Here is a 26593-nt window from a genome sequence, read left to right on the forward strand (position 1 = left end):
CATGTCTGGTGTGACACTGAACAAGGTGATCAAGCGCTACGGCGATGTACAGGTGATCCACGGCGTCGATCTTGAGATTGAGGACGGCGAATTCTGCGTCTTCGTCGGGCCATCAGGCTGCGGCAAGTCCACATTGCTGCGCATGGTTGCAGGGCTTGAGGAAACAACGGAAGGCGCCATCCACATCGGCAGTCGCGATGTGACCCGGATGGACCCCGCCCAGCGTGGCGTGGCAATGGTGTTCCAGACCTACGCGCTCTATCCGCATATGACCGTGAAGGATAACATGGGGTTCGGCCTGAAAATGAACGGCCACCCCAAGTCCGAAATCGACGCCAAAGTGGCTGAGGCCACACGCATCCTCAAGCTGGAGCCCTATCTGGACCGCAAGCCCGCCGCCCTGTCGGGTGGCCAGCGCCAACGCGTTTCCATCGGTCGCGCGATTGTACGCGGACCGGAGGTTTTTCTTTTCGACGAACCGCTCTCGAACCTTGATGCCGAGTTGCGAGTCGAAATGCGGGTCGAGATTGCACGGCTGCACAAGGAAATCGGCGCCACGATGATCTACGTGACCCACGATCAGGTCGAGGCGATGACGCTGGCCGACAAGATCGTTGTGCTGCGTCTTGGAAATATCGAGCAGGTCGGTGCCCCGATGGACCTCTACCGCGATCCTGACAACAAGTTTGTCGCGGGCTTTATCGGCTCACCGGCGATGAACTTTGTGGCGGGGACGATTTCAGGCGGTGGCGTTGATGCGCCTGGTCTCGGCGGGCGGATTGACGGTGTTCCGGGGGCCGCGTCAGAAGGGCGTTCCGTCAGCATTGGTGCGCGCCCTGAGCACATCACAATCGATCCGAATGGCAACACGCATACGGTCGAGTTGACCGAAAGCCTCGGTGGCGTCTCATATGCTTATCTCACCAGCGCATCCGGAGAGCGGGTGATCGTGGAAGAACGCGGCGATATCCGCAGTTCAGAAGGGGACAGCGTCGGGATCACTATCGAGGCGGGGCGCATCTACCTTTTCGATGCCGAAACAGAGTTGCGGATCAGAGGTTAAGGTGAGGGGCTTTGCCCCTCGCCGCTTTGCGGCTCACCCCAGGATATTTGCGGGCCGATAATACCGGTCAGCGTTTGCCGTAGTAGAGGCCGACGACGTGCTCTGCCTGTGCAAAGAAAAGCCAGCGGAGTGTCAGGACACCAGCGATATGGCTGAGCACGGCCAATGATGCCAAGATGTGATTGAAAGGCAGCAACAGCAGGATGACAGGCACAACAAAGGCCAGCACGATGGTGATCACACGCAGCTTCTGCGCGTGCTTGCGCCCCACCTGATGAATAAACTCGCGCATCAGATAGTTGGTGCCAGTGTGCGGGGGTTCAAACGCACGGACCTTGCCGATCCCGCCAAGCCCGGTCGCTGTCTCCATCGTGGTACCGGACGCTTTGAAACGCCCATCACCGATGAGCCAAGAAAGACATTGCAGCGCTGCACCGGCAGACAGCAGAACGATCGCATAAGCGATCTGGCCTGACAGCAGCGCACCGCCACCGACAGACAGAAGCAGATACATCGCCGGCGTCGTCCAATGCCGCCAACGCGGGACGGTCTTCATCTGGGTGTAAATCATGGATGTCGTGAAGACGACACCAAGCGAGGCGAGCCCGCCAACGATGCCGAAAATGGCATAGCGCGTGCCAAGGAAGACCAGACCGGCACCATAAAGCGCCATCACGATCAGGGCGAAAACCGCGCAGACACCTTCACGGCTGAGCCAGCTTGTTTTCCACTGGCTGAAGGCCTTGATCGCACGTTCGGGGTGGCCAAGGTGAAATGTCGACGAGATCAAACCGCCAACTGCAAAAATATAGGCGATCGTAAACCAGATGAAGGCGCCAATGCCGGTGGGCACAATCGCCCCCATGCCAAGCCAGAACAGCAGGCCGAAGCCCAGACCGGAGAAGGTATTGAAGATGATTACACTTGGTGCCGGGTGCATTATTTCGCTCCTCCTGGCAGGGCAGAGAGCGCCTTGTCGAGCCAACCGACAAAGCCTTTGCCATCGCTTGCGACCGGCTCAAGGTAGGGTGCCAGAACGTCAAACTCCGGCATCTCGTCTTTTGGCCGTGGGGGAAGGTATTTGTTGACGGGTTTGGTCCCTTGCTCTGGCATCAGGTCGAAGCCACCGCGTTCGGCCACCAGTTGGCTGACGTCGCTGTCGGGATCGCCCAGATCGCCAAAATGCCGCGCGCCGGCAGGGCAGGTGCGCACACAGGCAGGCTGGCGGTCTTCCTCTGGCAGGTTCTCGTTATAGATCCGGTCAACACAGAGCGTGCATTTCTTCATCACCCCCTCTTTGGCGTCAAGTTCCCGCGCACCGTAAGGACAGGCCCAGGCGCAAAGCCCACACCCGATACAGTCGCTTTCGTTGACCAGCACGATCCCGTCGTCGGCACGTTTGTAGCTGGCCCCTGTTGGGCAGACGGTGACACAGGGTGCGTCTTCGCAATGCAGACAGGATTTGGGAAAGTGGATCAATTGTGCTTCGCCCTGGGCAGGCTGCACTTCGTAGGAGTGTACGCGATTGAGAAACGTACCAGAGGGATTGGCACCATATGCGTCTTGGTCAGACAGAGGGGCACCATAGTTTTCGGTGTTCCAGCCTTTGCAGGAAACAACGCAGGCGTGACAGCCCACGCAGGTATCAAGGTCGATCACCAGACCAAGCTTTTTGGCGGATGGCGGAGGGAGTTGGGTCATGCGTTTGCTCCTGTTGAGAAGGCAGATGCCTCCGGCGGGAGTTTTTGGGCCAAGATGAAAATGGGGGCGTGACCTGAGGTATGGCCGACGCGTTCATCAGCGTCCCATGTGGCGATGTACCAGATGAAACTGCCCAATGTGAGCGCCACGAAAGCAGCGATCAGAAGGAGGACTTGGCGGTTGCTCATTGTCCCACCTTCCAGCCGAGTTCCTTTGGCCCTTTGCCCACAGGCGATTTGATCGGCGGCAGGGCCGGTTGCGCCTCATTCGGCACGTCGGATTTCTCGATCTTCACGCGCAGGTCGAACCAAGCGGCTTGCCCTGTGATCGGATCGGAGTTGGCCCACCGCAGCCCGTCGCCTTTTGGTGGCAGCAATTCGTGGATCAGGTGATTAAGCAGAAAGCCTTTGGTTGCCTCTGGCGCGTTTTCATCCAGCGCCCATGCGCCTTTGCGTTTGCCGATGGCGTTCCACGTCCAGATTGTACTGCTGTTGAGCGAGGCCTGATGCGCGACCGGTACGACAATCGAACCGTGCGCCGAGGTGACCTTGGCCCAATCGCCGTCTTTAAAACCGTTGGCCTCCCAGATCTTGGTGGGCACGTAAAGCGGGTTGTGGCCATGGATCTGGCGCAGCCATGCGTTCTGCGTGCCCCATGAGTGATACATTGCCATCGGGCGCTGGGTCAGCGCGTGAATAGGGTATTCGACGGGGTCAACATGTCCGTCCTCGAACGGCAGATACCAGATCGGGAGCGGGTCCATGGTGGTCTTGATACGCTCACGCAGATGCTCGGGCGGCTGGCGCTGGCCCACACCTTCGGCGGCAAGCTGGAACTTGCGCAGCGGCTCCACATAAAGCTGGAAGATGTAGGGCTGCACAGCATCGTAAAAGCCCATCTCGACCGCCCAGTCCTGATATTCATTGCTGAACGGTTTGTAGTAGGCGGCGTTTTCGGGAACGTGCTCGATCCAGAAGCCGCCGTTGTCGATATAGGCCTGAATCTGGTTCGGATTGACCTCACCACGGCCGGACTTCTGTCCGTCTTCGCCGCGAAAACCGGCCAGCGGGCCGACGCCGGGGCGGCGGATGTGGTTGGTGATGTAGTCGGCGTAGTCTTTATATTTGGCACTGCCGTCCTCGTTCACGAAGCCGGGCATCCCAAGGCGTGCACCCAGATCGCACAGCACCGACTGGAAACCGCGCACATTGCGGTCAGGTTCGACCACAGGCCAGCGGATCGCGTCGGCAACGCCGTCGGCCTCGCAGATCGGGCGGTCGAGAAGCGAGATACAATCATGCCGTTCCAAATAGGTGGTGTCGGGCAGGATCAGGTCGGCATAGGCCACCATTTCGGAGGAATAGGCATCCGAGTAGATGATGCGCGGGATCACATATTCGCCGCTTTCGTCCTTGTCCGTCAGCATCTTCATGACGCCCGATGTGTTCATGGACGAGTTCCACGACATATTCGCCATATACATGAACAGCGTTTCGATCTTGTAGGGATCACCCGCATAGGCGTTGGAGATCACCATATGCATCAGCCCGTGAGCCGACATCGGGTTGTCCCATGAATAGGCTTTGTCGATGCGCTTGGGGTTGCCTTCATTGTCGATGATGAGGTCCTCAGGCCCATGCGTGTAACCGAGGTGCGGGCCGTCGAGTGCCGCTCCCGGTGTGACCTTGCCATGCGGCTTGGGGTGGGCGGTGGCTGGCTTGGGGTAGGGCGGTTTGAAGCGCATGCCGCCCGGTGTTTCGACCGAGCCGAGGATGATCTGCAGGGTGTGCAGCGCGCGGCAGGTCTGGAACCCGTTGGAATGCGCCGAAATCCCGCGCATCGCGTGGAAGGACACCGGACGCCCGATCATCTTGTCATGTTTCTTGCCGCGGAAGTCTGTCCATGCGCGGTCGAGTTCAATCGCCTCGTCAAAGGCGACGCGCGCCAGTTCGGCGGCAATCGCACGGATTCGCTCCGGTGTGAGACCGCAGGTCTCGGCCACATTTTCCGGTGCATATTCATCCGACAGATAACGGTCCGCCATAAGATGGAACACAGGCCGGTGGGTCACGCCCGCGTTGCGATACGTGGCAGAGAGATCCGGCTCTACACCCTGCCCATTCCACGCAGCAAGCTCACCTGTCCGGCGGTCGATCACCTGCGGTTGGCCGTTCTCGTCACGAATGAAAAGGCCATATTGCTCAGAGCCGGGGTCTTCGTTGATCAGCACAGAGGCATTTGTGAACCGGGCCAGATAGTCGAGGTCAATTTTACCCGCCTTCATCAGGCAGTGGATCAGCGAAAGAATGAACAGACCGTCGGTGCCTGGCGTGATGCCGACCCATTCGTCAGCCACGGCGTTGTAACCCGTGCGGATCGGGTTCACGCCAATCAGTTTCGCGCCGCGCTTCTTGATCTTGCCGATGCCCATCTTGATCGGGTTGCTGTCGTGATCCTCGGCCACGCCGAAGATCATCAGCATCTTGGTGCGGTCCCAGTCCGGCTGCCCGAATTCCCAGAAGGCGCCGCCCATCGTGTAGATGCCCGCCGCTGCCATATTGACCGAACAGAAACCGCCGTGTGCGGCAAAGTTCGGCGTGCCGTAGCTCTGTGCCCAAAGGCCCGTGAAAGACTGCGACTGGTCGCGGCCTGTGAAAAAGGCCAGCTTCTCGGGGGCAGTCTCGCGGATGGGTTTCAGCCAGCTCACCGCCAGTTCCAGCGCCTCGTCCCATGAAATCTCTTCAAACTCGCCCGATCCGCGCTCGCCCACGCGCTTGAGCGGTGCCCGCAGTCGCGATGGGGCGTTGTGCTGCATGATCCCTGCGCTGCCCTTGGCGCAAAGGACACCCTGGTTCACCGGATGGTCCTTGTTGCCTTCGATATAGGCGACTTTGCCGTCCTTCATGTGAACGTTGATCCCGCAGCGGCAGGCGCACATGTAGCATGTCGTCTTACGCACTTCGTCTGAAACCTTTGGGGATAAGTCCAGTTGCGGCTGATCGAGTGACATGGGCAGACCTTTCAGGCGATTTGCGTGCGAATAAGGGCGGCACCGGCCAATGCACAAAGCAATGACAGGCAAAACGGACGATAGTAGGCGGCAAAGCGTGGCGTAAAGAGCATCTGACCCAAAAAGACGCCGAATGCCGTGGGCAACGCAAGGGCAAGTCCGCGCATCACGGCGGACCCATCCATGACACCAAAAAGAAGGAGCGTGATCAGCGAGGTGAAGGAGCTGAAGAACAGGAAAAGGACCAAGGCTGCCCGCATCTTGCCCGCCACAGCATCTTGCGCCAACACATAAAGAGCAATGACCATACCGCCGACACTGGCTAATCCTGTGACGACCCCGGCGGTAAAGCCTGATCCGTAAAGCCCCGGCTTGGTCGCCAGAAACGGCAGCCGCACCTTGGCCAGTTGTGACGCAGCAAGCGCGATAATGATCACCAGCGCAATGGTCTTGCTGGTGTCCACAGGCAGTGATGTCGTCAGCCAGAGACCGACTGGCACGCCAGCCGTCGATCCGATGACAAGGCCCAAGACAATACCACGATCTGCCTCTGCCCAGCCGCCCTTTGCCATCAGCACCGAGGCGGTCATTTCAAGCCACCAGCAGATCGGGATCAGTTGCACGGGCGGCAGGATGATCACAGCACTTGCCATGACAATCGCCGAAAGCGCAAAACCCGAAAAACCCCGCACGATCCCCGCAAGGATCACGATACCCGTCAGGATCGCGAATTCATTGCCCGTGAGATCGGTGGCTGAGAGGATTGTGTCGATCACTTGGGCAACCCACAACTGATTGCTGCCAACGCAGCCGAGGCGATCCGCGCCGCAGGTGGGTCCGCGCGCGAGGTCAGCAGGATCGGAACCTTGGCCCCTGTCACCAGCCCTGCAGCACAGCCACCTGCCAGATAGACCAATGACTTGAAGATTGCGTTGCCCGACACGATGTCCGGCACAATGATCGCATCCGCCCGACCCGCAACGGGGTCATCGGTCAGACCCTTTGTAGCAACGGACTTCGGAGACAGGATCAGGTCCAGCGCGAGCGGGCCCGAGACATCGGCGTTTGGCACGTTCCCTGCCGCCCAGTCCGCCAGTTCCTTGGCCTCCATCGACGATGGCACTGACGGGATCGCGCTTTCGGTGGCAGAAAGGATCGCAATTTTAGGGCGCGTATTGCCAAGGGCGTTCAGGAGTTTCTTGACCTCAAGAATAGCTGATTGTCGGGTCGTGAGATCGGGTGAGACGTTGAGGGCAGCATCAGAGACCAAAAGCGGCCTGCCGCCGTCAGGATGTGTGATGTGGAAGATATGCACAAAGCGATTGCCTGTGCGCAAACCAGCGTCCCGACTGACAGCGGTTTTCATAAACACATCTGTGTGGAGCTGGCCCTTCATCAGGGCATCAGCCTCGCCCGCGCCACACAAACCAGCGGCGGTTTTGCCGGCTTCTTCCTCGCCAGTCGTGTCATGCAGGGCGTAGGCCGAGATGTCCCAGCCCAGCTTGTCCGCTTCGGCGCGGATCATATCGGCCTCGCCCACAAAGACGGGGATCATGAGGCCGGCCTCGGTCGCCTGCTTTGCGGCTTCCATCGGCAGGGGCGCACCGGCGCGGGCGATGGCGACACGCGGGGCGGCGAACTCTTGTGCCTTGGCGATCAGATCGGCGGGGGCCACGGCCTCGCGCGCGGATAGGAACGGGGTTGTCATATCATCCTCCGAAGAAAGCGCGGATCAGGCCGAGCAGTGATAGGGCCAAAAGCAGCAAAACGGCAAAGCGACGGAACGTTGTGGGCGAGGCGCTCAAAAAGCGGCGACCGCCCAGCCAGACACCCAAACCAAGCAGCGGAAAGGCCATGGCGGCGGCAAGTGCGGTATCCCAACTGACCAGCCCGCCATACCACATGAGCGGCAACGTCATCAGATCGATGCCGGTCAGAAAGACGATCATGGTTGCCCTGAATGTGGCCGCCTCGACCGGTTGTGCCGACAGGAACGCGGCCACCGGCAATCCGCCAACGCCCGCGCTGTTGCACAGGCCTGACAGCACACCCACTCCGCCGTGTCCCAGCGGGCCGATGCGCCGTTGCAAGGTCCAGCCGGACAAAAGCACTAGCGACATCAGCAGAATAATCGACGAGACTACCGCCCGCGCCGTATCTGCCCCGACCGAGACCATCACAGAGACCGAAAAAGGCAGCGCAATCGCCGCCCCCAACAAAAGCCAGCCGACACGACGCCAGTCCACATGACCGCGGATGCCGCGGGCCTGGAAAGCTGTCATGAGGATTTCGCATGTGAAAACCACCGGTATCAGCGGGAGCGGGTTCGTCAGCAAAGCCGCAAAGGCGATGAAGATCGCCGAGAACCCGAAACCCGAATAGCCCCGCACAAAAGCGGCGACCAGCAGACCGACTGCCAGCGCCGCCGCTGTCGCGGGGCCAAGGTCGAATGGCAACTTACTCGGCTGCCATGTCGGATGCGTCGATGCCTGCCACACGGACCGGCTTCTTCATTGCATCGCGGCGGAAAGGCTCGCCCAGCTCCTGGTTCAGGATGACTTCGATCAGGGTCGTTGTGTTGTTTTCCATCTGATCCTTGATCGCCTGGTTGAGCACCTCGGTCAGCTCGTCCATCGTCTTGGCCTGCACGCCCTTCAGACCGCAGGCGTTGGCGATACCGGCATAGGACACTTTCATATCCAGTTCGGTGCCGACAAAGTTGTCATCGAACCACAGGGTCGAGTTCCGCTTTTCCGCACCCCACTGGTAGTTGCGGAAGACGATCTGCGTGATCGCTGGCCACTCGTCACGGCCAATCGCGGTCAGTTCGTTCACGGCAATGCCGAAGGCGCCGTCACCGGCAAAACCGATCACTGGCACGTCTGGCTGGCCGATCTTGGCGCCGATGATCGCAGGCAGACCGTAGCCGCATGGACCGAAAAGGCCGGGGGCCAGATACTTGCGGCCTGTCGGGAACGACGGATAGGCGTTGCCGATGGCGCAGTTGTTGCCGATGTCGGATGAAATGATCGCGTTTTCGGGCATTGCTGCCTGAATGGCGCGCCACGCCTGACGGGGCGACATCCAGTCTGGACGTGCAGCGCGCGCACGCTCGTTCCATGTGGTGCCGGGATCGTCCTGCTCGTGATCGAGGCTGGAGAGTTCCTGTGCCCAGGCTGACTTGGTCTGTGCGATCATTGCCTTGCGCTCGTCACGGCCAGCGTCGCCAGCGGTGTCAGAGAGATTGGCCTGAATGCCTTTGGCAACCTTGGCCGCATCACCGACGATGCCGACCGAGACCTTCTTGGTCAGGCCGATGCGATCAGGGTTGATGTCGACCTGAATGACCTTTGCATTTGTTGGCCAATAGTCGATTCCGTAGCCGGGCAAGGTGGAGAAGGGGTTCAGACGGGTGCCAAGCGCCAGAACGACGTCAGCCTTGCTGATCAGCTCCATACCGGCCTTCGAGCCGTTATAGCCCAGAGGGCCAGCAAACAGCGGGTGGTTGCCGGGAAAGGCGTCGTTGTGCTGGTAGCCGACGCAGACAGGGGCGTCGAGTTGCTCGGCCAGCGCTTTGGAAGCTTCGATGCCGCCTTCTGCCAGAACCACGCCTGCGCCGTTCAGGATCACAGGGAACTTGGCGTTCGACAGAAGCTCGGCTGCTTTGGCGATCGAGGATTCACCGCCGGGGCTGGCTTCGAATTCGATGGGATCAGGGATTTCGACGTCGATGACTTGTGTCCAGAAATCGCGCGGGATGTTCAGTTGCGCAGGGCCGGACAGACGCTTGGCCTTTGCGATCACGCGGGCCAGAACCTCACACACGCGCGATGGGTCGCGGACTTCTTCCTGATAGGCGACCATGTCTTCGAACAGCTTCATCTGCTCGACTTCCTGGAAGCCGCCCTGACCGATGGTCTTGTTCGCGGCCTGTGGTGTGACCAGCAACAGCGGGGTGTGGTTCCAGTAAGCGGTCTTCACGGCTGTGACGAAGTTTGTGATGCCGGGTCCGTTCTGGGCGATCATCATCGACATCTCGCCAGTGGCGCGGGTGTAGCCGTCAGCCATCATACCGGCAGAGCCTTCGTGCGCGCAGTCCCAGAAAGTAATGCCAGCGGCAGGAAAGATGTCAGAAATCGGCATCATGGCAGAGCCGATAATCCCGAAAGCATGGCGGATGCCGTGCGCTTGCAGGGTTTTGACGAAGGCTTCTTCGGTGGTCATCTTCATGGGTGTGGTTCCTCCCCCTCAAAATAGATGAACGCGTAGGACGGGAATCCCCCGCGCGTGGCTGTGGCGACAGTAGGTTTTCAGCGGCCAACCCGTTAGGTCCAGAATCTCGATGACATTAAGACCAGCGTTGTAATTATTGAGACAAAGAGTCTCAATAATCAACTTTCTCGGACTGCTTTTGCGATCAAGTGCACCCCTTCGGCAATGCGGGACTCAGGGATCGAGGAATAGGCAAGCCGCATGTAATTCTTCGGGATATCGTCACCAGCAAAGAACGGTGCGCCTGGTTCAATCAGCACACCATCGTCGCGCAGTCTGGCCGCCAATTCGGTCGTGTCAGTCCCGAATGGCGCGCGCACCCAGACGGATGATCCACCATAAGTGCCTTGGCCAGCGATTGTCATACCGTAAGCATGCAGGGCTTCACCCATGGCCTGCCGCCGCTGGTGATAGGTCTTGCTCATCCGCCGGACGAGCGCATCGTAGTGACCAAGGGACAAGTAATAGCTTACCGTGCGTTGAATATGGCCCGGCGGGTGGCGCAAGACAGTCGCGCGCAAGGCGCGGGCCTCTGCAATAAATGGGGCAGGGCCGACGAGGTACCCAAGACGCAAGCCGGGAAAGAGCGATTTTGAAAACGATCCCACATAAATGACCCGTCCGTTTTTATCGAGTGACTTCAGTGACGGAGATGGCGACTTGAGGAACGACATTTCGAATTCATAGTCATCCTCGACAATGATGAAGTCTTCCTTTTCGGCCTTCTCAAGCAACGCATGCCGACGGGACAATGGCATCGTGGCCGTCGTCGGGCATTGATGACTGGGTGTTGTAAAAACCACGTCGGTGTCACCGGGTAGGGCATCTGGCGGCAGTCCATCGCCATCGACCGGAACCATGCTGAGTTGGCAACGCGATTGCGTCAGGATGTTGCGCAGTGCGGGATAGCAGGGGTTTTCGATTGCGGCGCGCCGACGGCTGTTCAGCAGCACCTGTGCCGAAAGCCAAAGTGCGTTCTGCGCCCCCATGGTCACCAGTATTTCGTCGGTGTTCGCGAGAATCCCACGGCGCGGCAAGGTCTGCCGGGCGATGAAATCCACCAGCATAGGGTCGTCGCCATCGTAGTAGTCAGAAGTGAGCGCATTGAAATCGCGCATCCCCAGCGCCCGCAACGCGCAAAGTCGCCAGTTTGCACTGTCGAACAATGTCTTGTCTGCCTGTCCGTAAATGAACGGGTAGCGGTACTTCGCCCAGTCGGAAGGTTTTTCCAGACTTAGACCGGGCGTGAACCGTTGCCCGATCGCGCGTGTCCAATCGACGGTGCCCTGATTGAAACGCTGCGCGGGAAAGGCGGGTGGCTCGGGCGCATTGTCTGAGACAAAGTAGCCCGACCGCCCTCGAGAGGTCAGATAGTCGTCGGCCACGAGTTCGGTGTAGGCCAGCGTGACAGTGATCCGGCTGACGCCAAGATGCTTTGCCATCAATCGCGATGAGGGCAGCCGTTCTCCGGGCCGGAAACGCCCTGCCAAAATACCTTGCGCAACCATCTGTTGGATGCGGGCCTGCAGAGTGCCCTCGGCTGACGGATCCAGAAAAAAGGTTTCGACTGAAATTGACATGATCTGGCCTTAGATTGGTGGCCAATTGGACTTATGTCAATTTTTCTGTCGAACAATGCGACGGAAGCCGCACGATCCTGCGTTGAAAAGGCATCTCAATGCGGAAGGTTGCGATGCGGCGACTTCAACTCATCGTTCTTTTTATTCTGACGGCCGCAAGCTTTGCGACCGTTCTGACGTCAGCGACCCTACAGGGGTCCGGCAGTGGAGTTGGGCAACCTGACACAGTTGCCCAACGTGCCAATTAGCCAAGCACACGCGAAATCGCGCCATCAACCGCGTCTGTGACGTGGTCGAGGTCGTCAGCGGTCGCAATCAAAGACGGCGCAAACAACAACGTGTTGTTGTAGCCCGGCAGGGAGCGGTTCGTGGCACCGATGATCACACCCTGCGCCATACAGTCAGCAACGATGGCACCGATGTGCTTTTCATCAACGGGTTCTTTGGTTTCGCGGTCTGTGACCAGCTCGGCCCCGGCGAAAAGCCCCATCCCACGCACGTCACCAATCCACGCATGCTTGTCCATCAAGGCATGCAAATTGCCTTTCAGGTGCTCGCCCATCTTGGCTGAATTGCCGCGCAGGTCTTCTTCTTCGATGATCTTCATGTTTTCGATGGCTGCTGCGGGTCCGGCAGTGCAGCCGCCGAAGGTCGAGATATCGCGGAAGTAGCCCATTTTGTCGGTGTCGTCCTTGAACATATCGAAGACGCGGTTCGTGGTGACGCAGCAGGAGATCGCCGCATAGCCAGAGGCCACACCCTTAGCCATGGTCACGATATCTGGCTGGATGCCGAACTGCTGGTATCCAAACCACGTGCCGGTCCGTCCGATGCCACAGACCACTTCGTCGATATGGAGAAGGATATCGTACTTCTTGCAGATTTCCTGCACGCGGTCCCAATAGCCCTGCGGTGGGACAATGATGCCACCGCCTGCGGTGATCGGTTCAAGGCAAAGCGCGCCGATGGTGTCCGGTCCCTCTGCAAGGATCACATCCTCGATGGCTTGGGCAGCATAATGGCCGTAGGCCTCTCCGGTTTCACCGTTCTGGCTGCGGTATTCAAGGCAGTGCGGCACGCGGATGAAGCCCGGTGTAAAGGGCCCATATTGTGCGTTGCGCTCGTCCTGACCACCGGCTGACATCGTGGCGATGGTGGAGCCGTGGTAGTCTCGCTCACGGTAGAGGATCTTGTTCTTCTTGCCGCCATAGTGCTTGTGGCTGATCTGGCGGACCATCTTGAAAGCCTTCTCGTTGGCCTCAGACCCAGAGTTGGCGTAATAGACGCGGTCCAGACCCGGCATCTTGTCGATCAGCATTTCGGCAAACTGCGCGCCGGGAATTGTGCCAAGGCTACCACCGAAGAAGCACATCTTCGTCACAGCGTCAGAGATTGCCTTGCCCATCCGCTCACGGCCATAGCCGATGTTGACGGTCCACACGCCGCCGGAGACTGCATCAACGTGTTCTTTGCCCTTGATATCCCATAGGCGCAGACCTTTACCTTCAACAATAATCCGGGGGTCGATTGTCTCATACGGTTTGTGTTGGCTGAGGTGATGCCAGACATGTGCGCGATCCGCCTCGACGACGTGTTCGGGATCATTAGCAAAGTTCAGCGTGTCCATTTCCGTGACTCCAAAAAACGAAAAACCAGGCAGCTCGAATCCATGTCGTAGCGCGCCTCCTTGATAAGAAAGTGTCATAGGGAAATGGCTTCCCCAATAGGGCCAGTTGAAGCGCAAACATAATGCCAATTTTGCTCATGTTCACAGCGCCAGAAATGAGGGTTTGTTTCTAAAATTCTGAAATCAATAAATTATTTCTACACTTTTGCCGAAACTATGACAAACTGAACCCCAAGGCTGGGGAAAATCCATGATTGACGCAAGGGGATGAATTTCCTTGGCTTTGTATGTGCTTTCCGTCGCGACAGGGGTGGAAAGAAACAGATGTCGCGCAGCGGCAGATGAAAAGGGCCGCAAGGGCCAAAATGATAAAGCCGGAAAATCCGGCGATTGGATCATCCCGATCATCGGGTGACAACATGGGAGAACTTTAATGAAGATCAAATCCGCTTTGATGGGTGCAGCTGCTGGTGTGGCGCTGATGACCGGTGCTTCGCAGGCGCTGGCTGACGGGCATGAAATCACAGTAGGCTACTTCCTCGAATGGCCGATGCCATTTCAGTACGCAAAGGTGAATGGCACCTACGACGAAGCACTTGGCATGACAGTCAACTGGGTCAGCTTTGACACTGGTACTGCGATGTCCGCTGCTATGGCGTCAGGCGATGTGCAGATTTCTGTGAGCCAAGGTGTACCGCCTTTCGTGGTTGCGACATCGGCTGGTCAGGATCTCCAGATCATCGACGTGGCCGTGTCTTACGCTGAAAACGACAACTGTGTCGTCTCGTCCTCACTTGAGATCGACAAGGACAGCGCAGGCGAGTTGGCTGGAAAGACAGTCGCTGTTCCACTCGGTACCGCAGCTCACTATGGCTTCTTGCGTCAGATGGACCACTTCGGCGTGGACCTTGCATCTCTGAACGTCGTCGACATGGCCCCTGCTGAGGGTGCTGCCGCATTGGCTCAGGAACAGGTCGACATGGCTTGTGGTTGGGGCGGCGCGCTGCGCACGATGAAGGAATACGGGAACGTTCTTCTGACCGGCGCTGAAAAAGAAGCGCTGGGTATCCTTGTCTTTGACGTGACATCTGCTCCGGCCGCTTTCGTTGCAGAAAACTCCGAACTGGTCTCGAAATTCCTGGCCGTCACGGCAGAAGCAAACGCAGCCTGGAACGATGGTTCCGGTGTCGCGGAAATGCTGCCGGTGATCGCACAGGACGCCGGTATGGACGAGCAGGCGACAGCCGAAACAATGGCAACATTTGTCTTCCCAGACGTGGATGCACAGTTGTCAGAGGCTTGGCTGGGTGGCGCTGCCCAGACCTTCATGAAGGGTGTGGCTGACGTCTTCGTCGAGAGCGGTTCGATCCCTGCATCGCTTGATAGCTATGCCGGTGCCGTCGAAACCGGTCCGCTGATGGCTGCAAACGACATGTAAGATCATTTTGCTGGCGCGGGGTTCCCGCGCCAGCATCTCGTTTTCCGTGACAAGCCTTGCGCCGCCACGCAAGGTTTTTGAGGGAAAACAGCAGGGAACGTCATGTCAGGGTTACATATAGACAAGATATCAATGCGCTTTGACTTGCCGAATGGCAGTTCAGTGCAGGCGCTGAAGGATGTCTCGCTCGATCTCAAGGCGGGCGAGCTTCTGTCTGTGCTCGGTCCTTCGGGGTGTGGCAAGACAACGTTGCTCAATATCGTGGCCGGGTTTCTCGCACCCACAGAAGGCCAGATCACACTGAACGGGCATAAGGTTGTTGGACCAGCCGCCGAACGTGGCATGGTTTTCCAGCAAGGTGCGCTCTTCGAATGGATGAGCGTGCGTGAGAACGTGGGCTTTGGTCCCTCGATGAAGGGTATGCCCAAAGCCGAGAAGGCCGAGATCGTCGATCATCTTTTGGATGTCGTCGGTCTGCAGGACTTCAAAGAAAAGGCGGTTTACGAACTGTCCGGCGGGATGCAGCAGCGTGTAGCTCTGGCCCGTTGTCTGGCCAACGACCCAGATGTCATCCTGATGGATGAACCTTTGGGTGCGCTTGACGCGCTGACTCGGGAAAAGATGCAAGGTCTTGTTCTCAAGCTCTGGAAAGAGACCGGCAAGACGATCATCCTGATCACGCACTCAGTGGAAGAAGCGTTGCTTCTGGGCGAGCGCCTCTTGGTCATGGCACCACGGCCCGGGCGTATCCATAAGGAATACCGTCTGCCATTTGCGGAAATGGGTGTCGGGCAGGATCTGCGCGAAGTGAAAAAGCATCCTGATTTTGGCACGACCCGCGAAGAAATCCTCAGCATGATCTGGGACATGGAAGAAGAAATCATGGGCCGGACGGAGAACGCATAATGGAATTGCTTGGAAACCTCTGGGGAGAGCTTTGGGCCGTGTTGGTCACGCTTGTCACGGCGGCCCCCTATATCATCGGCTATGTCCTGCTGATCCTTCTGACGTTGGTCATCTACAGCTTTGTGAAACGCATGCTGACACCAAAGAGGGATTACGGATCGCTCAAGACGGTCACGTTCGGTGATGAATCTGCCGTGTCTTCCAACACGGCTGCTTCGGTCGTGTCTGTCGTTCTGATCTTCGTCCTTTGGGCAGCCTTCACCGGATCAAAGCTCTTGCCCGGTTTTTTGCACGCTCCTGGTCCGTTTATCGGGGAGGGGAGTTTTGAATACACGATCACGACGCCAGCAGGTGAAAGCGATACGGCAACAGTGGCCGTCGTCGTCCATCCCACAGGCGAAGAGGTGGACGCACCGACGGTCGAGGCCGGTGAGGGGATCGCCAAGAATGATGCAACCGCCATCCCCGTCTATCGGTCAGAGCTTCTGCGCGTGGACCGCAATGACGAAATGGGGCGCGACGAAGAAACCTTTATCACGGCAGTGAACGGGCAAGCCATCGCGCCTGGCGGTTCGGTCGATGTTGCCTTTGGCCGTGTCGCCATGTCGGACAAAGGGACGTTGAACATCATCCCCGCGACAGGTGTGCAGATGGAGCCGATCTGGTTGCCAGCGCCTGAAGCGGTCTGGGCGCGTATGACGGAAATCGCAACCGAGGGGTTCCGTAACTCAACTCTTGCCGAGCATTTGGGATACTCGCTCTTCCGCGTGATTGTGGGCTTTGTTCTGGGGGCTTTGGTCGGCATCCCGCTTGGTTATGCGATGGGCCTGTCAAACTGGTTCCGGGGTTGGTTCGATCCGATCGTTGAATTCATGCGCCCTGTGCCGCCTCTGGCGCTGATCCCTCTGGTGATCATCTGGGCCGGCATCGGGGAGGTCGGCAAGATCATCCTTCTGTTCCTCGCTGCCCTCTGGATCATGGCCATTGCCGCCCGTTCAGGGGTGTCAGGTGTCCGGATTTCCAAGGTTCACGCGGCTTATTCGCTGGGCGCGTCGAAGTGGCAGATCATGCGCCACGTGATCATTCCCAACTCGTTGCCTGAGATTTTCACCGGTGCGCGTGTGGCGATGGGTGTTTGCTGGGGCACAGTTGTGGCCGCCGAACTGGTCGCCGCCGAAAAAGGTGCAGGCATGATGATCATGGTCGCTTCCAAGTTTCAGAGCACCGACATCGTTCTGATGGGGATCATCCTGATCGGCATCATCGGCTTCAGTATCGATATGTTGATGCGGCAGGCCGAAAAATGGCTCGTGCCTTGGAAAGGCAAAGGCTGAGAAAGCCGCACAGTTGATTTGACTGAGGGCAGCGGGGATCTCGCTGCCCTTATTATTTTATCGATGCGTTTGCGATTGTGGCTCCCGCATACACGTGTAAGTTGACGAAATGCTCACCGATATCCTGATCATTCTGCTGCCAGCTCTCATTGCCTTCGGGGTGCTGCTTATCGCGCGCCCGGCAAAGCCGCTGAAGACCGGACCAGCGCCGAACGCCATCGTGGTAGACGGATCGAACGTCCTGCACTGGGGTGGCGAGCCATCACTGCTGGTGCTGCGGCGCGTGCTTGGGAGCCTGTCCGACAAAGGTTACGCGCCTATCGTCTTTTTCGATGCAAATGTCGGGTATCTGTTGGGGGATCGCTATTTTGACGAGGCAAAGCTGGCCTCGCTCACCGGGCTTCCCAAGGAGAGCATCTGCGTGGTGGACAAGGGTGTCGTGGCTGACGAAGCGATCCTGATGTTTGCCACTGATCATGGTCTGCGTGTGGTGACGAATGACCGCTATCGTGACTGGCGTGTGCGGTTTCCGTTGGCTGGTCAGAAGGGTGCATTGCTCGGTGGCAAATGGAACGAGGGATCGGTCGTCTGGCGGGGCGCGCTATAAATCGTCAGGCGTCAACCGGTAGGCCTTGCCGAAGCCCCCATTGAGATCAACCGAAACGGTTTTCAGACGGAACAGCCGGAAGTCGGTGAAATCATAGTAGAGTTGCGCCTTCGGGATAGCCGTGAGCCACGCATTTTTCATGGCGGTCTTATCGACCTCTTGTGCGACCGCATTGACGGTCATGCGCGGGTGCGTCAGTGGATCGCCCTTGTCACCGGGTTCACCGACAAGGACCGCGCAGGCCGGGTTTTCCAGCAGTCCTTGTGTGTGCGTTGAAAGCGTCGAGATAAGCGTATGGATCGCCCGATCCGTCCAGATCAGGGCGACGCGTGCGACATAAGGGTTTGCTGTCTCCGGATGCGACACCGCAAGTGCACCAAAGCGCGCCTGCTCCAGGATGCCTTGTGCCAAGGCGCGGGCTTCATCGTTCGTTGCATTGATCGGGTCGCGTCTGGTCATGCCCGCCAGTGTCAGGTCATATTGACGGCAGGGCAATCCCTGAAGGCGGCCATCGCTGGCGCAATGCCCTCAAGGTCGAAACCCACTGTCACATCGTCTGCAATGGCATAGGCGCGGGTGTTGAACTCCAACCCGTTGAGCACATTGCCGAACCCCCGATCCCTGACCGTCAGTGTTCGCCCATCGCCCGAGATGATGTGGCGGTTGGTCCCGATACTCAGCGCGTCACCACCAGCAAAAGCCATGCCGAAGGTGAGCGCGTCAGGCCAAGTGGTGTCCGCCAGCGTGATGGTGATGGCGTATTCGGGCAGGGACGCATCATACGTGACCGTCATGGTCCCCTCGTCAGTTGTCTCCGTGAGTGTGCAAACCGGCAAGGGCGTGAACTCCCACGCATAGGCGGGGGTAGTGAGGAGGAGAAGGGCGATGAGGGTGCGCATGAAGGGGATGTAGGTGCGGCGCGAAATGGGGCAAGGTTTGGGGGGCGTAGCAGGTGATTGCGGAACCCCGTGTGAGATTAGTTTACCGTTTCCCCCGTCGCTTCACCCCACCTCGCTGACCCGGTCTCCCTGCTGTGCTCCGCCCCGCCGCTTTCTGCGCGTCACCGACTGCCTTCTCGACTGCCTGTTGTCGCGCCAGAGGATCGTCGCTGACGACCAGATCGACCGTCTCCAGCCGTTTGATCTCATCCCGTAGTCGTGCGGCTTCTTCGAATTCGAGGTTCTCGGCTGCTTTCCGCATGTCGTCGCGCAATCCGTCGAGGACGGTTTGGAGATTTGCGCCCGCTGCCTGTTTGTCGACCTTTGCGGTGACACGGTTCATGTCCACGTCGCCTTTGTAGAGACCTGCGAGGATATCCTCGACGTTCTTCTTGACCGTCTGCGGGGTGATCCCGTGTTCCTCGTTATAGGCCATCTGCTTGGCCCGCCGCCGTTCAGTTTCGCGCATGGCGCGCTCCATCGAACCCGTCACACGGTCGGCGTACATGATCACGCGGCCTTCGGCGTTGCGGGCCGCGCGGCCGACGGTTTGCACGAGGGAGGTTTCCGACCGCAGGAAGCCTTCCTTATCCGCGTCCAAGATCGCCACCAGACCGCATTCGGGGATGTCGAGCCCCTCGCGCAGCAGGTTGATGCCAATCAGCACGTCGAATGCGCCAAGGCGGAGGTCGCGCAGAATCTCGATCCGCTCGATCGTGTCGATGTCGCTGTGCATGTAGCGGACCTTGATGCCCTGTTCGTGCATATATTCGGTCAGGTCCTCCGCCATGCGTTTGGTCAGTGTGGTGACCAGCGTGCGGTAGCCGTTGGCGGCAACCTTGCGCACCTCGTCCAGCAAGTCGTCCACCTGCATGTCCACAGGCCGGATTTCGATCTCGGGGTCGATGAGGCCGGTGGGGCGGATGATCTGTTCGGTGAACACGCCGCCGGCCTGTTCCAGCTCCCATGCGGCGGGGGTGGCCGATACAAAGACCGATTGCGGGCGCATTGCGTCCCATTCCTCGAACTTCAGAGGCCGGTTGTCCATGCAGGAGGGCAGGCGGAACCCGTGTTCGGCCAGCGTGAATTTGCGGCGGTAGTCGCCTTTATACATCCCGCCGATCTGCGGCACCGACACGTGGCTTTCGTCGGCGAAGACGATGGCGTGGTCGGGGATGAATTCGAAAAGCGTAGGCGGCGGTTCGCCCGGTGCGCGGCCCGTCAGATAGCGGGAGTAGTTTTCAATCCCGTTGCAGACGCCTGTCGCTTCGAGCATTTCCAGATCGAAGTTGGTGCGCTGCTCGAGCCGCTGCGCTTCGAGCAGCTTGCCCTCGGCCACCAGCTGATCAAGACGGATGCGGAGTTCCTTTTTGATGCCTTGGATGGCCTGCTGCATCGTGGGCTTGGGCGTCACATAGTGGCTGTTGGCATAGACGCGAATCTTGTCGAAGCTGTCAGTCTTCTCGCCAGTGAGCGGGTCGAATTCTGTGATGTTTTCCAGTTCTTCCCCGAAGAACGACAGCTTCCATGCGCGATCATCAAGGTGGGCGGGCCAGATTTCCAGACTGTCGCCGCGCACGCGGAAGGTGCCGCGCTGGAACGCCTGGTCATTGCGGCGGTACTGCTGGGCGATCAGATCGGCCATGATCTGCCGCTGGTCATAGTCGCGGCCCACATGGATGTCCTGTGTCATCGCGCCGTAGGTTTCGACCGAGCCGATACCGTAGATGCAAGAAACCGAGGCCACGATGATCACATCGTCCCTTTCCAAGAGCGCCCGCGTGGCGGAGTGGCGCATCCGATCGATCTGTTCGTTGATCTGGGATTCTTTCTCGATATAGGTGTCCGACCGCGCGACATAGGCCTCGGGCTGGTAATAGTCGTAGTAACTGACGAAGTATTCGACCGCATTGTCAGGAAAGAAGCCTTTGAACTCGCCGTAAAGCTGGGCCGCGAGCGTCTTATTGGGGGCGAGGATAATCGCGGGGCGCTGGGTTTGCTCGATGATCTTGGCCATCGTGAAGGTCTTGCCGGTCCCCGTCGCGCCAAGAAGGACCTGGCTGCGCTCGCCATCCCGCACGCCTTGCGACAATTCCGCAATCGCCGTGGGTTGGTCGCCCGCTGGGTCGAAGTCTGTGGACAGGACGAATTGTTTGCCACCCTCAAGCTTTTCGCGGGTCTTCACATCGGGGGCAGGGTTGGCAAGAAATTGGTCAGCATCAGACCGGTCGGTTTGCGCGTATGGCATCGGATATCCTTTGGGGGTTGTTCCATAGTTGTGTTGTTTGACAGAGGGATCAAGGGGGCTGCTGACAGGTGATGTCAGGAGGGTGTCGGGAGGTGGCCTCACGGCCCTGTGTCTTTCCCTCAAACCCCGCGTTGTGATAATTCTGGAACCAGTCATCACACCGGAGCCGCCATTGCCGCGCTATCTTTCGATCGTCTTTCTCGTCTCTTGCTTGATTGCGCCGCCTGCTTTCGCGGAGGCGCTGCATTTTCAGTCGCCTTCTGGAAATATCCGTTGCGTGATCGCAGATGGCGACGGAGCATTCGTGCGATGTGATCTGGGGGTAGATGAGCAGACTTACACTGCGCGTCCGGCAGCCTGCGATGGGCAATGGGGCACATCGTTCGGACTTACGATGACAGGTGACGGCTTTTTGAATTGTGTCACGGTTCCCATTGATCCCGATGCGACACCGATTGTGCTCCCCTATGGCACCGGACTGGAGGCCGCAGGGATCACCTGCCAGTCGGAGGTGACGGGCATAACATGCACGAACAACGAAGGCGGTGGGTTTGCCGTGCGTCGGGCTGAGCAGCGCGTGTTCTAAATTTAGGGATGTGGCTTTTGCGGTTTGACGTCAGAGATTGCCCGATTTCAGAACAACTAAATTGAACACGGTTAAGTTTCAGTCTTGCCTTAATTGCAGCACAATTCGCAGTCATCCGTTTTTGCGTCACCGGGGTGTGTTCTCGGTGGGTGTTTGGAAGAAAGTACGAGTATGACGTGTTACCAATCTGCGCTTGGCAGGCGCTTAACTGCCGCATTTTGCGTGTCCGCCGCTTTGCTCAATGTCGTTGCCACACCGGCAACAGCACAGCAAACAGCGATGATCCAGCTTGAATCAATCGACAATTCGACCTCCATTACTGGTCAGCTGATCAGCTATGAAAACGGTCTTTACACTGTCGATGCCGAAGGCTTGGGCATGCTCCAGATCCAAGCAAGTGCTGTGACCTGTACCGGGATCGTCTGCCCGGTACAGGCGCCGGCCCCTATGGATTACGGGCCGGAGTTCGGCATTTACGGATCGCGCACTGTCGGCACAACTTTGATCCCCAACCTGCTGCGCGGTTACGCGGCATCGGTTGGCGCAACCTTCGAGATTGTGGCGACCGATGATGCTGCTGAACGGATCGTCCGTCTGATCAATGCCGACGGCAGTCTGCGTGCTGAAATCGATTTGCAGACGCGCGGTTCCGGTAGCGCCTTTCCAGCACTGGCCGACGGTGTTGCAGCGATCGGCGTTGCTGATCGTCGCATGAAGGACAGCGACGTGGCGAAACTCGCTCTGGGCGGCATTTCTGACCTGCGGGATACGGCCAATGAGACGGTCCTCGGGGTTGATGGCATCGTGATGATCACGCATCCGGACAATCCGGTGCGCAATCTTACCTCATTGGAGGTCGCGCGCATCTGGTCAGGTGAGATCACGAATTGGCGCGAGTTGGGTGGCGGGGATTATCCCATCACGATCAACTCGTTTAGTGAAAGCTCTGGCGATCGCGCTGTCATGATGGACGCCTTGGTACGTCCCAACGGGCGCGATGAGACTGACGATGTCACGCGCTGGAAGGCCTATCAGGATATGGTGGATGCTGTAATGGCCGACCGTGGCGGTATCGGTTTTGTCGGCCGCTGGCTGGCACGCAAAAATGACGTCAACCTGCTGGACATTCGCGAGGAGTGCGGGCTGCTGTCCCCACCGACAGATTTCCGCATGAAGATGGAAGGCTACGCACTGTCCCGTCGCCTTTATGCCTATACAGCACCGGGCGAGATGCACCCAGAAGCGCGCGCATTCCTTGACTGGACGCTGACGGCTGAAGCGCAGCCGTACATCAAGGAAAGCAACTTCATCGACCGCGATCTGGAAAGAATGCGCCTCGAGGACATGGGTATGATGCTGGTCCATACAGCAGCGGTCGAACCCGACTTCAGCGGTGCGCAATATTCCGACATGATGCAACAGCTGCGCGGTGCAGACAGGTTGAGCGTCTCTTTCCGCTTCAACACAGGCTCCAGCTTGCTTGACGTTGAATCCGTGCGCAACATTCAGGAAATCGCCGATCGGATGCAGGCGGGTGAGTTTGACGGTTTCGAAGTTTTTTTGGTTGGTTTTGCAGACTCGGTAGGAACCCGTGAATGCAACACCAGTCTTGCGCAGAGCCGCGCCAACGCTGTCCGCAATGTCCTCGCGCAGTCTGTGTCGGACGCTGATGCCGAACGCTTGCTTGCGGTCAGCTATGGCGAACTTCTGCCTCTGTCGTGCAATGACACCGAAGTGGGACGCGAGCGCAATCGCCGTGTCGAAATCTGGTTGCGTTTGCCCAACTCACGCTCTGATCTGCGCTGACAATGGGAGACATCTGAATGCGAAGAGCGCCAGCGCAATGCTGGCGCCTTTTGTCGTTTGCGCATCTGGTTGACGATGCCACCAAAGATCATAGTGTCAGCGCAAACAGAAAAAGAGGGTAGCTTTCATGTCTGACCATATCGATCCCGCCAAACTGGACCGCCTTGCCGAAGTTGCTGTGCGCACTGGCGTCAATCTGCAACCGGGACAGGATCTGGTCATCACGGCACCGCTGGCCGCGATTGATCTGGTGCGCCGCATCGCTGTGCATGCCTATAAGGCTGGTGGCGGGATCGTGACCCCGTTCTTCAGCGACGATGCGATCACGCTGGCCAGATACGAACATGCCCCCGACGAGAGCTTCAACCGCGCGCCGGAGTGGCTTTACGAAGGCATGGCGGCGGCGTTCAAGTCGGGTGCCGCGCGTATGGCGATTACAGGCGATGATCCGATGCTTCTGGCAGAACAGGACCCTGCAAAGGTCGCCCGCCTCAGCAAAGCCACGTCAATTGCAGCCAAACCTGCGATGAATCCGATTGTCGGGTTCGAGGTAAACTGGAACGTCGTCGCCTATCCCGGTGCCGCATGGGCATCGCGGGTGTTCCCCGACCTTCCCGTGGAAGAAGCGCAGGGCAAATTGATGGATGCAATCTATGACGCCTCGCGGCTTGGTGGTGATGATCCTGTCGCCAACTGGGAGGCGCACTCCAAAAACCTGCGTGAGCGGGTAGACTGGCTCAATGCGCAGAACTTTGCTGCACTGCATTATACGGGGCCGGGCACCGATCTGCACCTTGGGCTTGCGGAAGGGCATATCTGGAAAGGCGGTGCGTCACTGGCGCTCAACGGCGTGGTGTGCCAGCCCAACATCCCGACCGAGGAGGTGTTTACCTGCCCGCACGCCTATAAGGTCGAAGGAACAGTGTCTGCGACCAAGCCGCTTGCCCATCAGGGGAAAGTCATCGAAGACATTCAGGTGCGTTTTGAGGCCGGCAAGATCGTGGAAGCGAAGGCATCAAAAGGGGAAGATATCCTCAATCAGCTTTTGAACACAGACGACGGGGCCAGCAGAATTGGCGAGGTTGCGCTTGTGCCCCATTCCAGCCCGATCAGCCAATCAGGTGTCTTGTTCTACAACACGCTGTTTGATGAAAATGCGTCCTGTCATATCGCGCTTGGTCAATGTTACGCGGATACGATTGAGGGCGGATCGGAGTTGAGCCCAGAGCAACTAAAGCAAAAGGGCGGCAACCAGAGCATCATCCACGTAGACTGGATGATGGGATCGGATGCGGTTGATATCGACGGGATCACAAAAATGGGCGAGCGTGTGCCTGTCATGCGTGGCGGAGAGTGGGCCTAACCTCCAGATGTATGCCTGTTTGTGTCTGACGCACCATCCCCGCGAGAATTGGTGACAGTTACCGCTGCAGACTTGCTTCAGCGCGCGAATTTGCACATATAGGCAGCAGCCAAAAAGGGAACTGCAATGCGTGCACGAATCTACAAACCAGCCAAGACCGCCATGTCCTCAGGCACGGCGAAAACAAAACATTGGGTGCTTGAGTACGTGAACGAAACCGCGCGCGAAGTTGACCCGCTGATGGGCTGGACGTCATCGACCGATACACAGGCTCAGGTCAAGCTCACGTTTGACAGCAAGGAAGCGGCGCTGGATTACGCGAAAGAACACGGCATCGATGCGGTGGTTCGTGAACCAAAACCCCGCCGCGCCAACATTCGCGCCGGCGGTTATGGTGAAAACTTTGCGACCAACCGCCGTGGGGCGTGGACACACTAGTCTTTGGACTTGCAAAGACCGGCAACCTCGCGCCATACCACAGCCAGCGGTCCGATAGCTCAACTGGATAGAGCAGCTGACTTCTAATCAGCAGGTTGAGGGTTCGAGTCCTTCTCGGATCGCCATTTGGTGCCAGTTAGGGTATTCTCCCTCCGGTTGTTAATGCCTCGTTAAGTGTGTATTTGATACGAAGTCTGTTCAGGTGACTGGGCGCTTGGGGGCGCGATGATGTCAGAAACAACCGGCGACGAAACTTTCGTATCAGTCCGGCGCGGCACAGCGCGCTTGGGCCATCCTTACCGGGTCAAACCCGTTCTGGATTATATTCTGGCCGTCTTGTTGCTGCCTGTCTTTGCTGCGGTGTCACTAGCGCTTTTCGTGCTCAATCCGGTGTTCAACCGTGGACCGGTTTTCTTTCGGCAGGTCCGGATGGGGTATCGGGGGGCACCATTTGTCGCCCTGAAATTCCGGTCCATGACAGTTGTCACGCAGACTTCGCGAGGCGCATTCGATGCCCTTGAAGAAGACCGGATCACCACACTCGGCCGCATTCTCAGGGCGAGTCGCATCGACGAACTTCCGCAGATTATCAATGTTTTACGCGGTGAAATGAGCATGATCGGCCCGCGTCCTGACGCCTATGACCATGCTTGCGACTACGAAAAGATGTTCCCAGATTACTTGTGCCGTTATGACGTGAAACCGGGTATTTCGGGTTACGCGCAGACCGAGGTGGGCTACGTCGATACGATGGCTGATGTACGCCGCAAAATTGATGCCGATCTCGTTTACCTGTCCAAAGCGTCTTTCCGTTTCGACTTGTGGATTGTCTGGCGCACGCTCGCTGTCGTTTTCGGGCGTCAGGGGCGCTAGAATAGTTCGATCAAACCAGGCTGCACCCGCACCGCCGAAAGCTGACCGGTGCGATACGCTTGGGTGTCGAGTGCGATTCGCCGTGATTTCACTGTGATGGATTCGACCGGATCATGGCCATGGATGACCCAATGGCCGTCTGAACGCGCTTTCTTCCGGAAAAATGGGTGCCCCCAACAGAATGAGGGTGCGAATTGATCCTCTATTGGTGTCGACGGATCGGCACCTGCATGAAGTGCGATGACATTTCCGGTCTGATGCACATACGGCAGGTTTTTGAGCCAATCTTCCAGTGTTCCGAGTTTTTCGCGCAATTCATTGCGCATACGTGACATTTCACGCGGGCCCGGCACTGGCATCGTCCGTGTGATCCCGTAGCTCGCAAGCGTTGCCTCACCCCCCAGAGCAAAGAAACGCTGGGTCAGCACGCGCGGCTGCACAAGATAGCGCAACAGGAAGTCTTCGTGGTTTCCGCGCAAGGCAATCACCTTGCCGGTCTGTGTGGCCTGATGAACCAGATCGAGCACGCTTGCGCTGTCCGGGCCGTGGTCGATGTAGTCCCCCAAAAGGACGACAGACTCGTTAAAGCTCAGCGCCCGATCGAGGAGGGGAGCGAGCAGGTCGTAGCGGCCATGAACGTCACCAATCGCGATGAATGGCGTAGCCGGTGCGAGATCGGGTGCAGAATACGACCGTTGATCGCCAAATCGGAATGTTGCCTTGAGCGCCATGTGCTGAGTTTACCGCGCAAGGAGCGCGGAGCGCCAGACTAGGTGTTGCGTTCGCACCGTACGGTACTGTGT

At 58.3% G+C, this 26593-nt stretch carries 24 protein-coding genes and 1 tRNA gene; 11 read left to right on the top strand and 14 right to left on the bottom strand.

Translation table 11 applies throughout. The annotated features are described in order from the left end of the window. Nucleotide 1: 1 nt before the first annotated feature. Nucleotides 2-1063, top strand: a complete 1062-nt coding sequence (locus tag BM316_RS02000; RefSeq protein ID WP_090203338.1) for an ABC transporter ATP-binding protein — start codon at nucleotides 2-4, stop codon at nucleotides 1061-1063. Between the two features lie 67 nt (nucleotides 1064-1130). Here BM316_RS02000 and BM316_RS02005 read toward each other — a convergent pair whose 3' ends face one another. The 10 genes from BM316_RS02005 to BM316_RS02050 all read right to left on the bottom strand — a co-directional run bounded on the left by BM316_RS02005 (nucleotide 1131) and on the right by BM316_RS02050 (nucleotide 13253). Further along, nucleotides 1131-2003, bottom strand: coding sequence for a dimethyl sulfoxide reductase anchor subunit family protein (locus BM316_RS02005; RefSeq protein ID WP_090203341.1), 873 nt, complete (start codon nucleotides 2001-2003; stop codon nucleotides 1131-1133). Next, nucleotides 2003-2764, bottom strand: coding sequence for a 4Fe-4S dicluster domain-containing protein (locus tag BM316_RS02010; RefSeq protein WP_090203345.1), 762 nt, complete (start codon nucleotides 2762-2764; stop codon nucleotides 2003-2005). The genes BM316_RS02005 and BM316_RS02010 overlap by 1 nt, the downstream gene beginning before the upstream one ends. Continuing rightward, entirely contained in the window at nucleotides 2761-2952 is a 192-nt protein-coding gene (locus BM316_RS02015; RefSeq protein WP_090203348.1) for a hypothetical protein, read from the bottom strand. Before BM316_RS02015 ends, BM316_RS02010 begins: the two co-directional genes overlap by 4 nt. Continuing rightward, the gene (locus BM316_RS02020; RefSeq protein ID WP_090203350.1) at nucleotides 2949-5774 is read right to left on the bottom strand and encodes a molybdopterin oxidoreductase family protein; all 2826 of its coding nucleotides are present in this window, start codon (nucleotides 5772-5774) and stop codon (nucleotides 2949-2951) included. Before BM316_RS02020 ends, BM316_RS02015 begins: the two co-directional genes overlap by 4 nt. Before the next feature lie 11 nt (nucleotides 5775-5785). Continuing rightward, complete coding sequence (locus BM316_RS02025; RefSeq protein ID WP_090203352.1) at nucleotides 5786-6550, bottom strand: sulfite exporter TauE/SafE family protein; 765 nt, start codon at nucleotides 6548-6550, stop codon at nucleotides 5786-5788. After that, nucleotides 6547-7482 (bottom strand): phosphate acyltransferase, encoded by a 936-nt coding sequence (locus tag BM316_RS02030; protein ID WP_090203354.1) that lies wholly within the window; start codon nucleotides 7480-7482, stop codon nucleotides 6547-6549. Before BM316_RS02030 ends, BM316_RS02025 begins: the two co-directional genes overlap by 4 nt. A 1-nt stretch (nucleotide 7483) precedes the next feature. Further along, nucleotides 7484-8272, bottom strand: coding sequence for a sulfite exporter TauE/SafE family protein (locus BM316_RS02035; RefSeq protein ID WP_375342229.1), 789 nt, complete (start codon nucleotides 8270-8272; stop codon nucleotides 7484-7486). Beyond that, nucleotides 8232-10004: a sulfoacetaldehyde acetyltransferase gene (xsc, locus tag BM316_RS02040; RefSeq protein WP_090203357.1), complete on the bottom strand. Its 1773-nt coding sequence runs from the start codon at nucleotides 10002-10004 to the stop codon at nucleotides 8232-8234. The genes BM316_RS02035 and xsc overlap by 41 nt, the downstream gene beginning before the upstream one ends. Nucleotides 10005-10165: 161 nt before the next feature. Further along, nucleotides 10166-11626, bottom strand: a complete 1461-nt coding sequence (pdxR, locus tag BM316_RS02045; protein ID WP_090203359.1) for a MocR-like pyridoxine biosynthesis transcription factor PdxR — start codon at nucleotides 11624-11626, stop codon at nucleotides 10166-10168. A 244-nt stretch (nucleotides 11627-11870) separates the two neighbouring features. Next, a complete protein-coding gene (locus tag BM316_RS02050; RefSeq protein ID WP_090207377.1) occupies nucleotides 11871-13253 on the bottom strand; it encodes an aminotransferase family protein in 1383 nt (460 codons plus the stop codon). Between the two features lie 433 nt (nucleotides 13254-13686). Here BM316_RS02050 and BM316_RS02055 point away from each other — a divergent pair, with 433 nt between their 5' ends. The 4 genes from BM316_RS02055 (at nucleotide 13687) to BM316_RS02070 (ending at nucleotide 17538) form a co-directional block, all read left to right on the top strand. After that, nucleotides 13687-14691, top strand: coding sequence for a taurine ABC transporter substrate-binding protein (locus tag BM316_RS02055; protein WP_090203362.1), 1005 nt, complete (start codon nucleotides 13687-13689; stop codon nucleotides 14689-14691). Between the two features lie 102 nt (nucleotides 14692-14793). Then, nucleotides 14794-15597: a taurine ABC transporter ATP-binding protein gene (locus tag BM316_RS02060; RefSeq protein ID WP_090203365.1), complete on the top strand. Its 804-nt coding sequence runs from the start codon at nucleotides 14794-14796 to the stop codon at nucleotides 15595-15597. Continuing rightward, nucleotides 15597-16931, top strand: coding sequence for an ABC transporter permease (locus tag BM316_RS02065; protein WP_242649713.1), 1335 nt, complete (start codon nucleotides 15597-15599; stop codon nucleotides 16929-16931). Before BM316_RS02060 ends, BM316_RS02065 begins: the two co-directional genes overlap by 1 nt. A gap of 109 nt (nucleotides 16932-17040) precedes the next feature. Further along, nucleotides 17041-17538 carry an NYN domain-containing protein gene (locus BM316_RS02070; protein WP_090203367.1) on the top strand — a complete coding sequence of 166 codons (498 nt, stop codon included), beginning with the start codon at nucleotides 17041-17043 and terminating at the stop codon, nucleotides 17536-17538. Here the strand turns inward: BM316_RS02070 and BM316_RS02075 are convergent. The 3 genes from BM316_RS02075 to uvrB all read right to left on the bottom strand — a co-directional run bounded on the left by BM316_RS02075 (nucleotide 17533) and on the right by uvrB (nucleotide 20724). Further along, nucleotides 17533-17997 carry a pyridoxamine 5'-phosphate oxidase family protein gene (locus BM316_RS02075; RefSeq protein WP_090203370.1) on the bottom strand — a complete coding sequence of 155 codons (465 nt, stop codon included), beginning with the start codon at nucleotides 17995-17997 and terminating at the stop codon, nucleotides 17533-17535. The genes BM316_RS02070 and BM316_RS02075 overlap by 6 nt on opposite strands. A gap of 11 nt (nucleotides 17998-18008) precedes the next feature. Beyond that, entirely contained in the window at nucleotides 18009-18437 is a 429-nt protein-coding gene (locus BM316_RS02080; RefSeq protein WP_090203373.1) for an excinuclease ABC subunit B, read from the bottom strand. Between the two features lie 82 nt (nucleotides 18438-18519). Next, entirely contained in the window at nucleotides 18520-20724 is a 2205-nt protein-coding gene (gene uvrB / locus BM316_RS02085) for an excinuclease ABC subunit UvrB (RefSeq protein ID WP_090203374.1), read from the bottom strand. A 133-nt stretch (nucleotides 20725-20857) separates the two neighbouring features. Here uvrB and BM316_RS02090 point away from each other — a divergent pair, with 133 nt between their 5' ends. From BM316_RS02090 to BM316_RS02115, 6 genes are all read left to right on the top strand, one after another. Continuing rightward, on the top strand, nucleotides 20858-21310 hold the full coding sequence (locus BM316_RS02090) for a DUF6636 domain-containing protein (protein WP_090203377.1): 453 nt from the start codon (nucleotides 20858-20860) through the stop codon (nucleotides 21308-21310). A gap of 222 nt (nucleotides 21311-21532) precedes the next feature. Further along, complete coding sequence (locus BM316_RS02095) at nucleotides 21533-23116, top strand: phosphate ABC transporter substrate-binding/OmpA family protein (RefSeq protein WP_165606525.1); 1584 nt, start codon at nucleotides 21533-21535, stop codon at nucleotides 23114-23116. Between the two features lie 127 nt (nucleotides 23117-23243). Then, nucleotides 23244-24479: an aminopeptidase gene (locus BM316_RS02100; RefSeq protein ID WP_090203382.1), complete on the top strand. Its 1236-nt coding sequence runs from the start codon at nucleotides 23244-23246 to the stop codon at nucleotides 24477-24479. Between the two features lie 126 nt (nucleotides 24480-24605). Continuing rightward, on the top strand, nucleotides 24606-24917 hold the full coding sequence (locus BM316_RS02105; protein WP_090203385.1) for an ETC complex I subunit: 312 nt from the start codon (nucleotides 24606-24608) through the stop codon (nucleotides 24915-24917). 48 nt (nucleotides 24918-24965) lie between these two features. Continuing rightward, nucleotides 24966-25042, top strand: a tRNA-Arg gene (locus tag BM316_RS02110). Between the two features lie 100 nt (nucleotides 25043-25142). Further along, complete coding sequence (locus BM316_RS02115) at nucleotides 25143-25790, top strand: sugar transferase (protein ID WP_242649714.1); 648 nt, start codon at nucleotides 25143-25145, stop codon at nucleotides 25788-25790. On the opposite strand, the gene BM316_RS02120 is transcribed toward BM316_RS02115, so the two are convergent. Continuing rightward, complete coding sequence (locus BM316_RS02120; RefSeq protein WP_090203388.1) at nucleotides 25787-26521, bottom strand: metallophosphoesterase; 735 nt, start codon at nucleotides 26519-26521, stop codon at nucleotides 25787-25789. The genes BM316_RS02115 and BM316_RS02120 overlap by 4 nt on opposite strands. Nucleotides 26522-26593: the final 72 nt, after the last annotated feature.

The organism is Yoonia litorea, from assembly GCF_900114675.1.
Taxonomy (GTDB): domain Bacteria; phylum Pseudomonadota; class Alphaproteobacteria; order Rhodobacterales; family Rhodobacteraceae; genus Yoonia; species Yoonia litorea.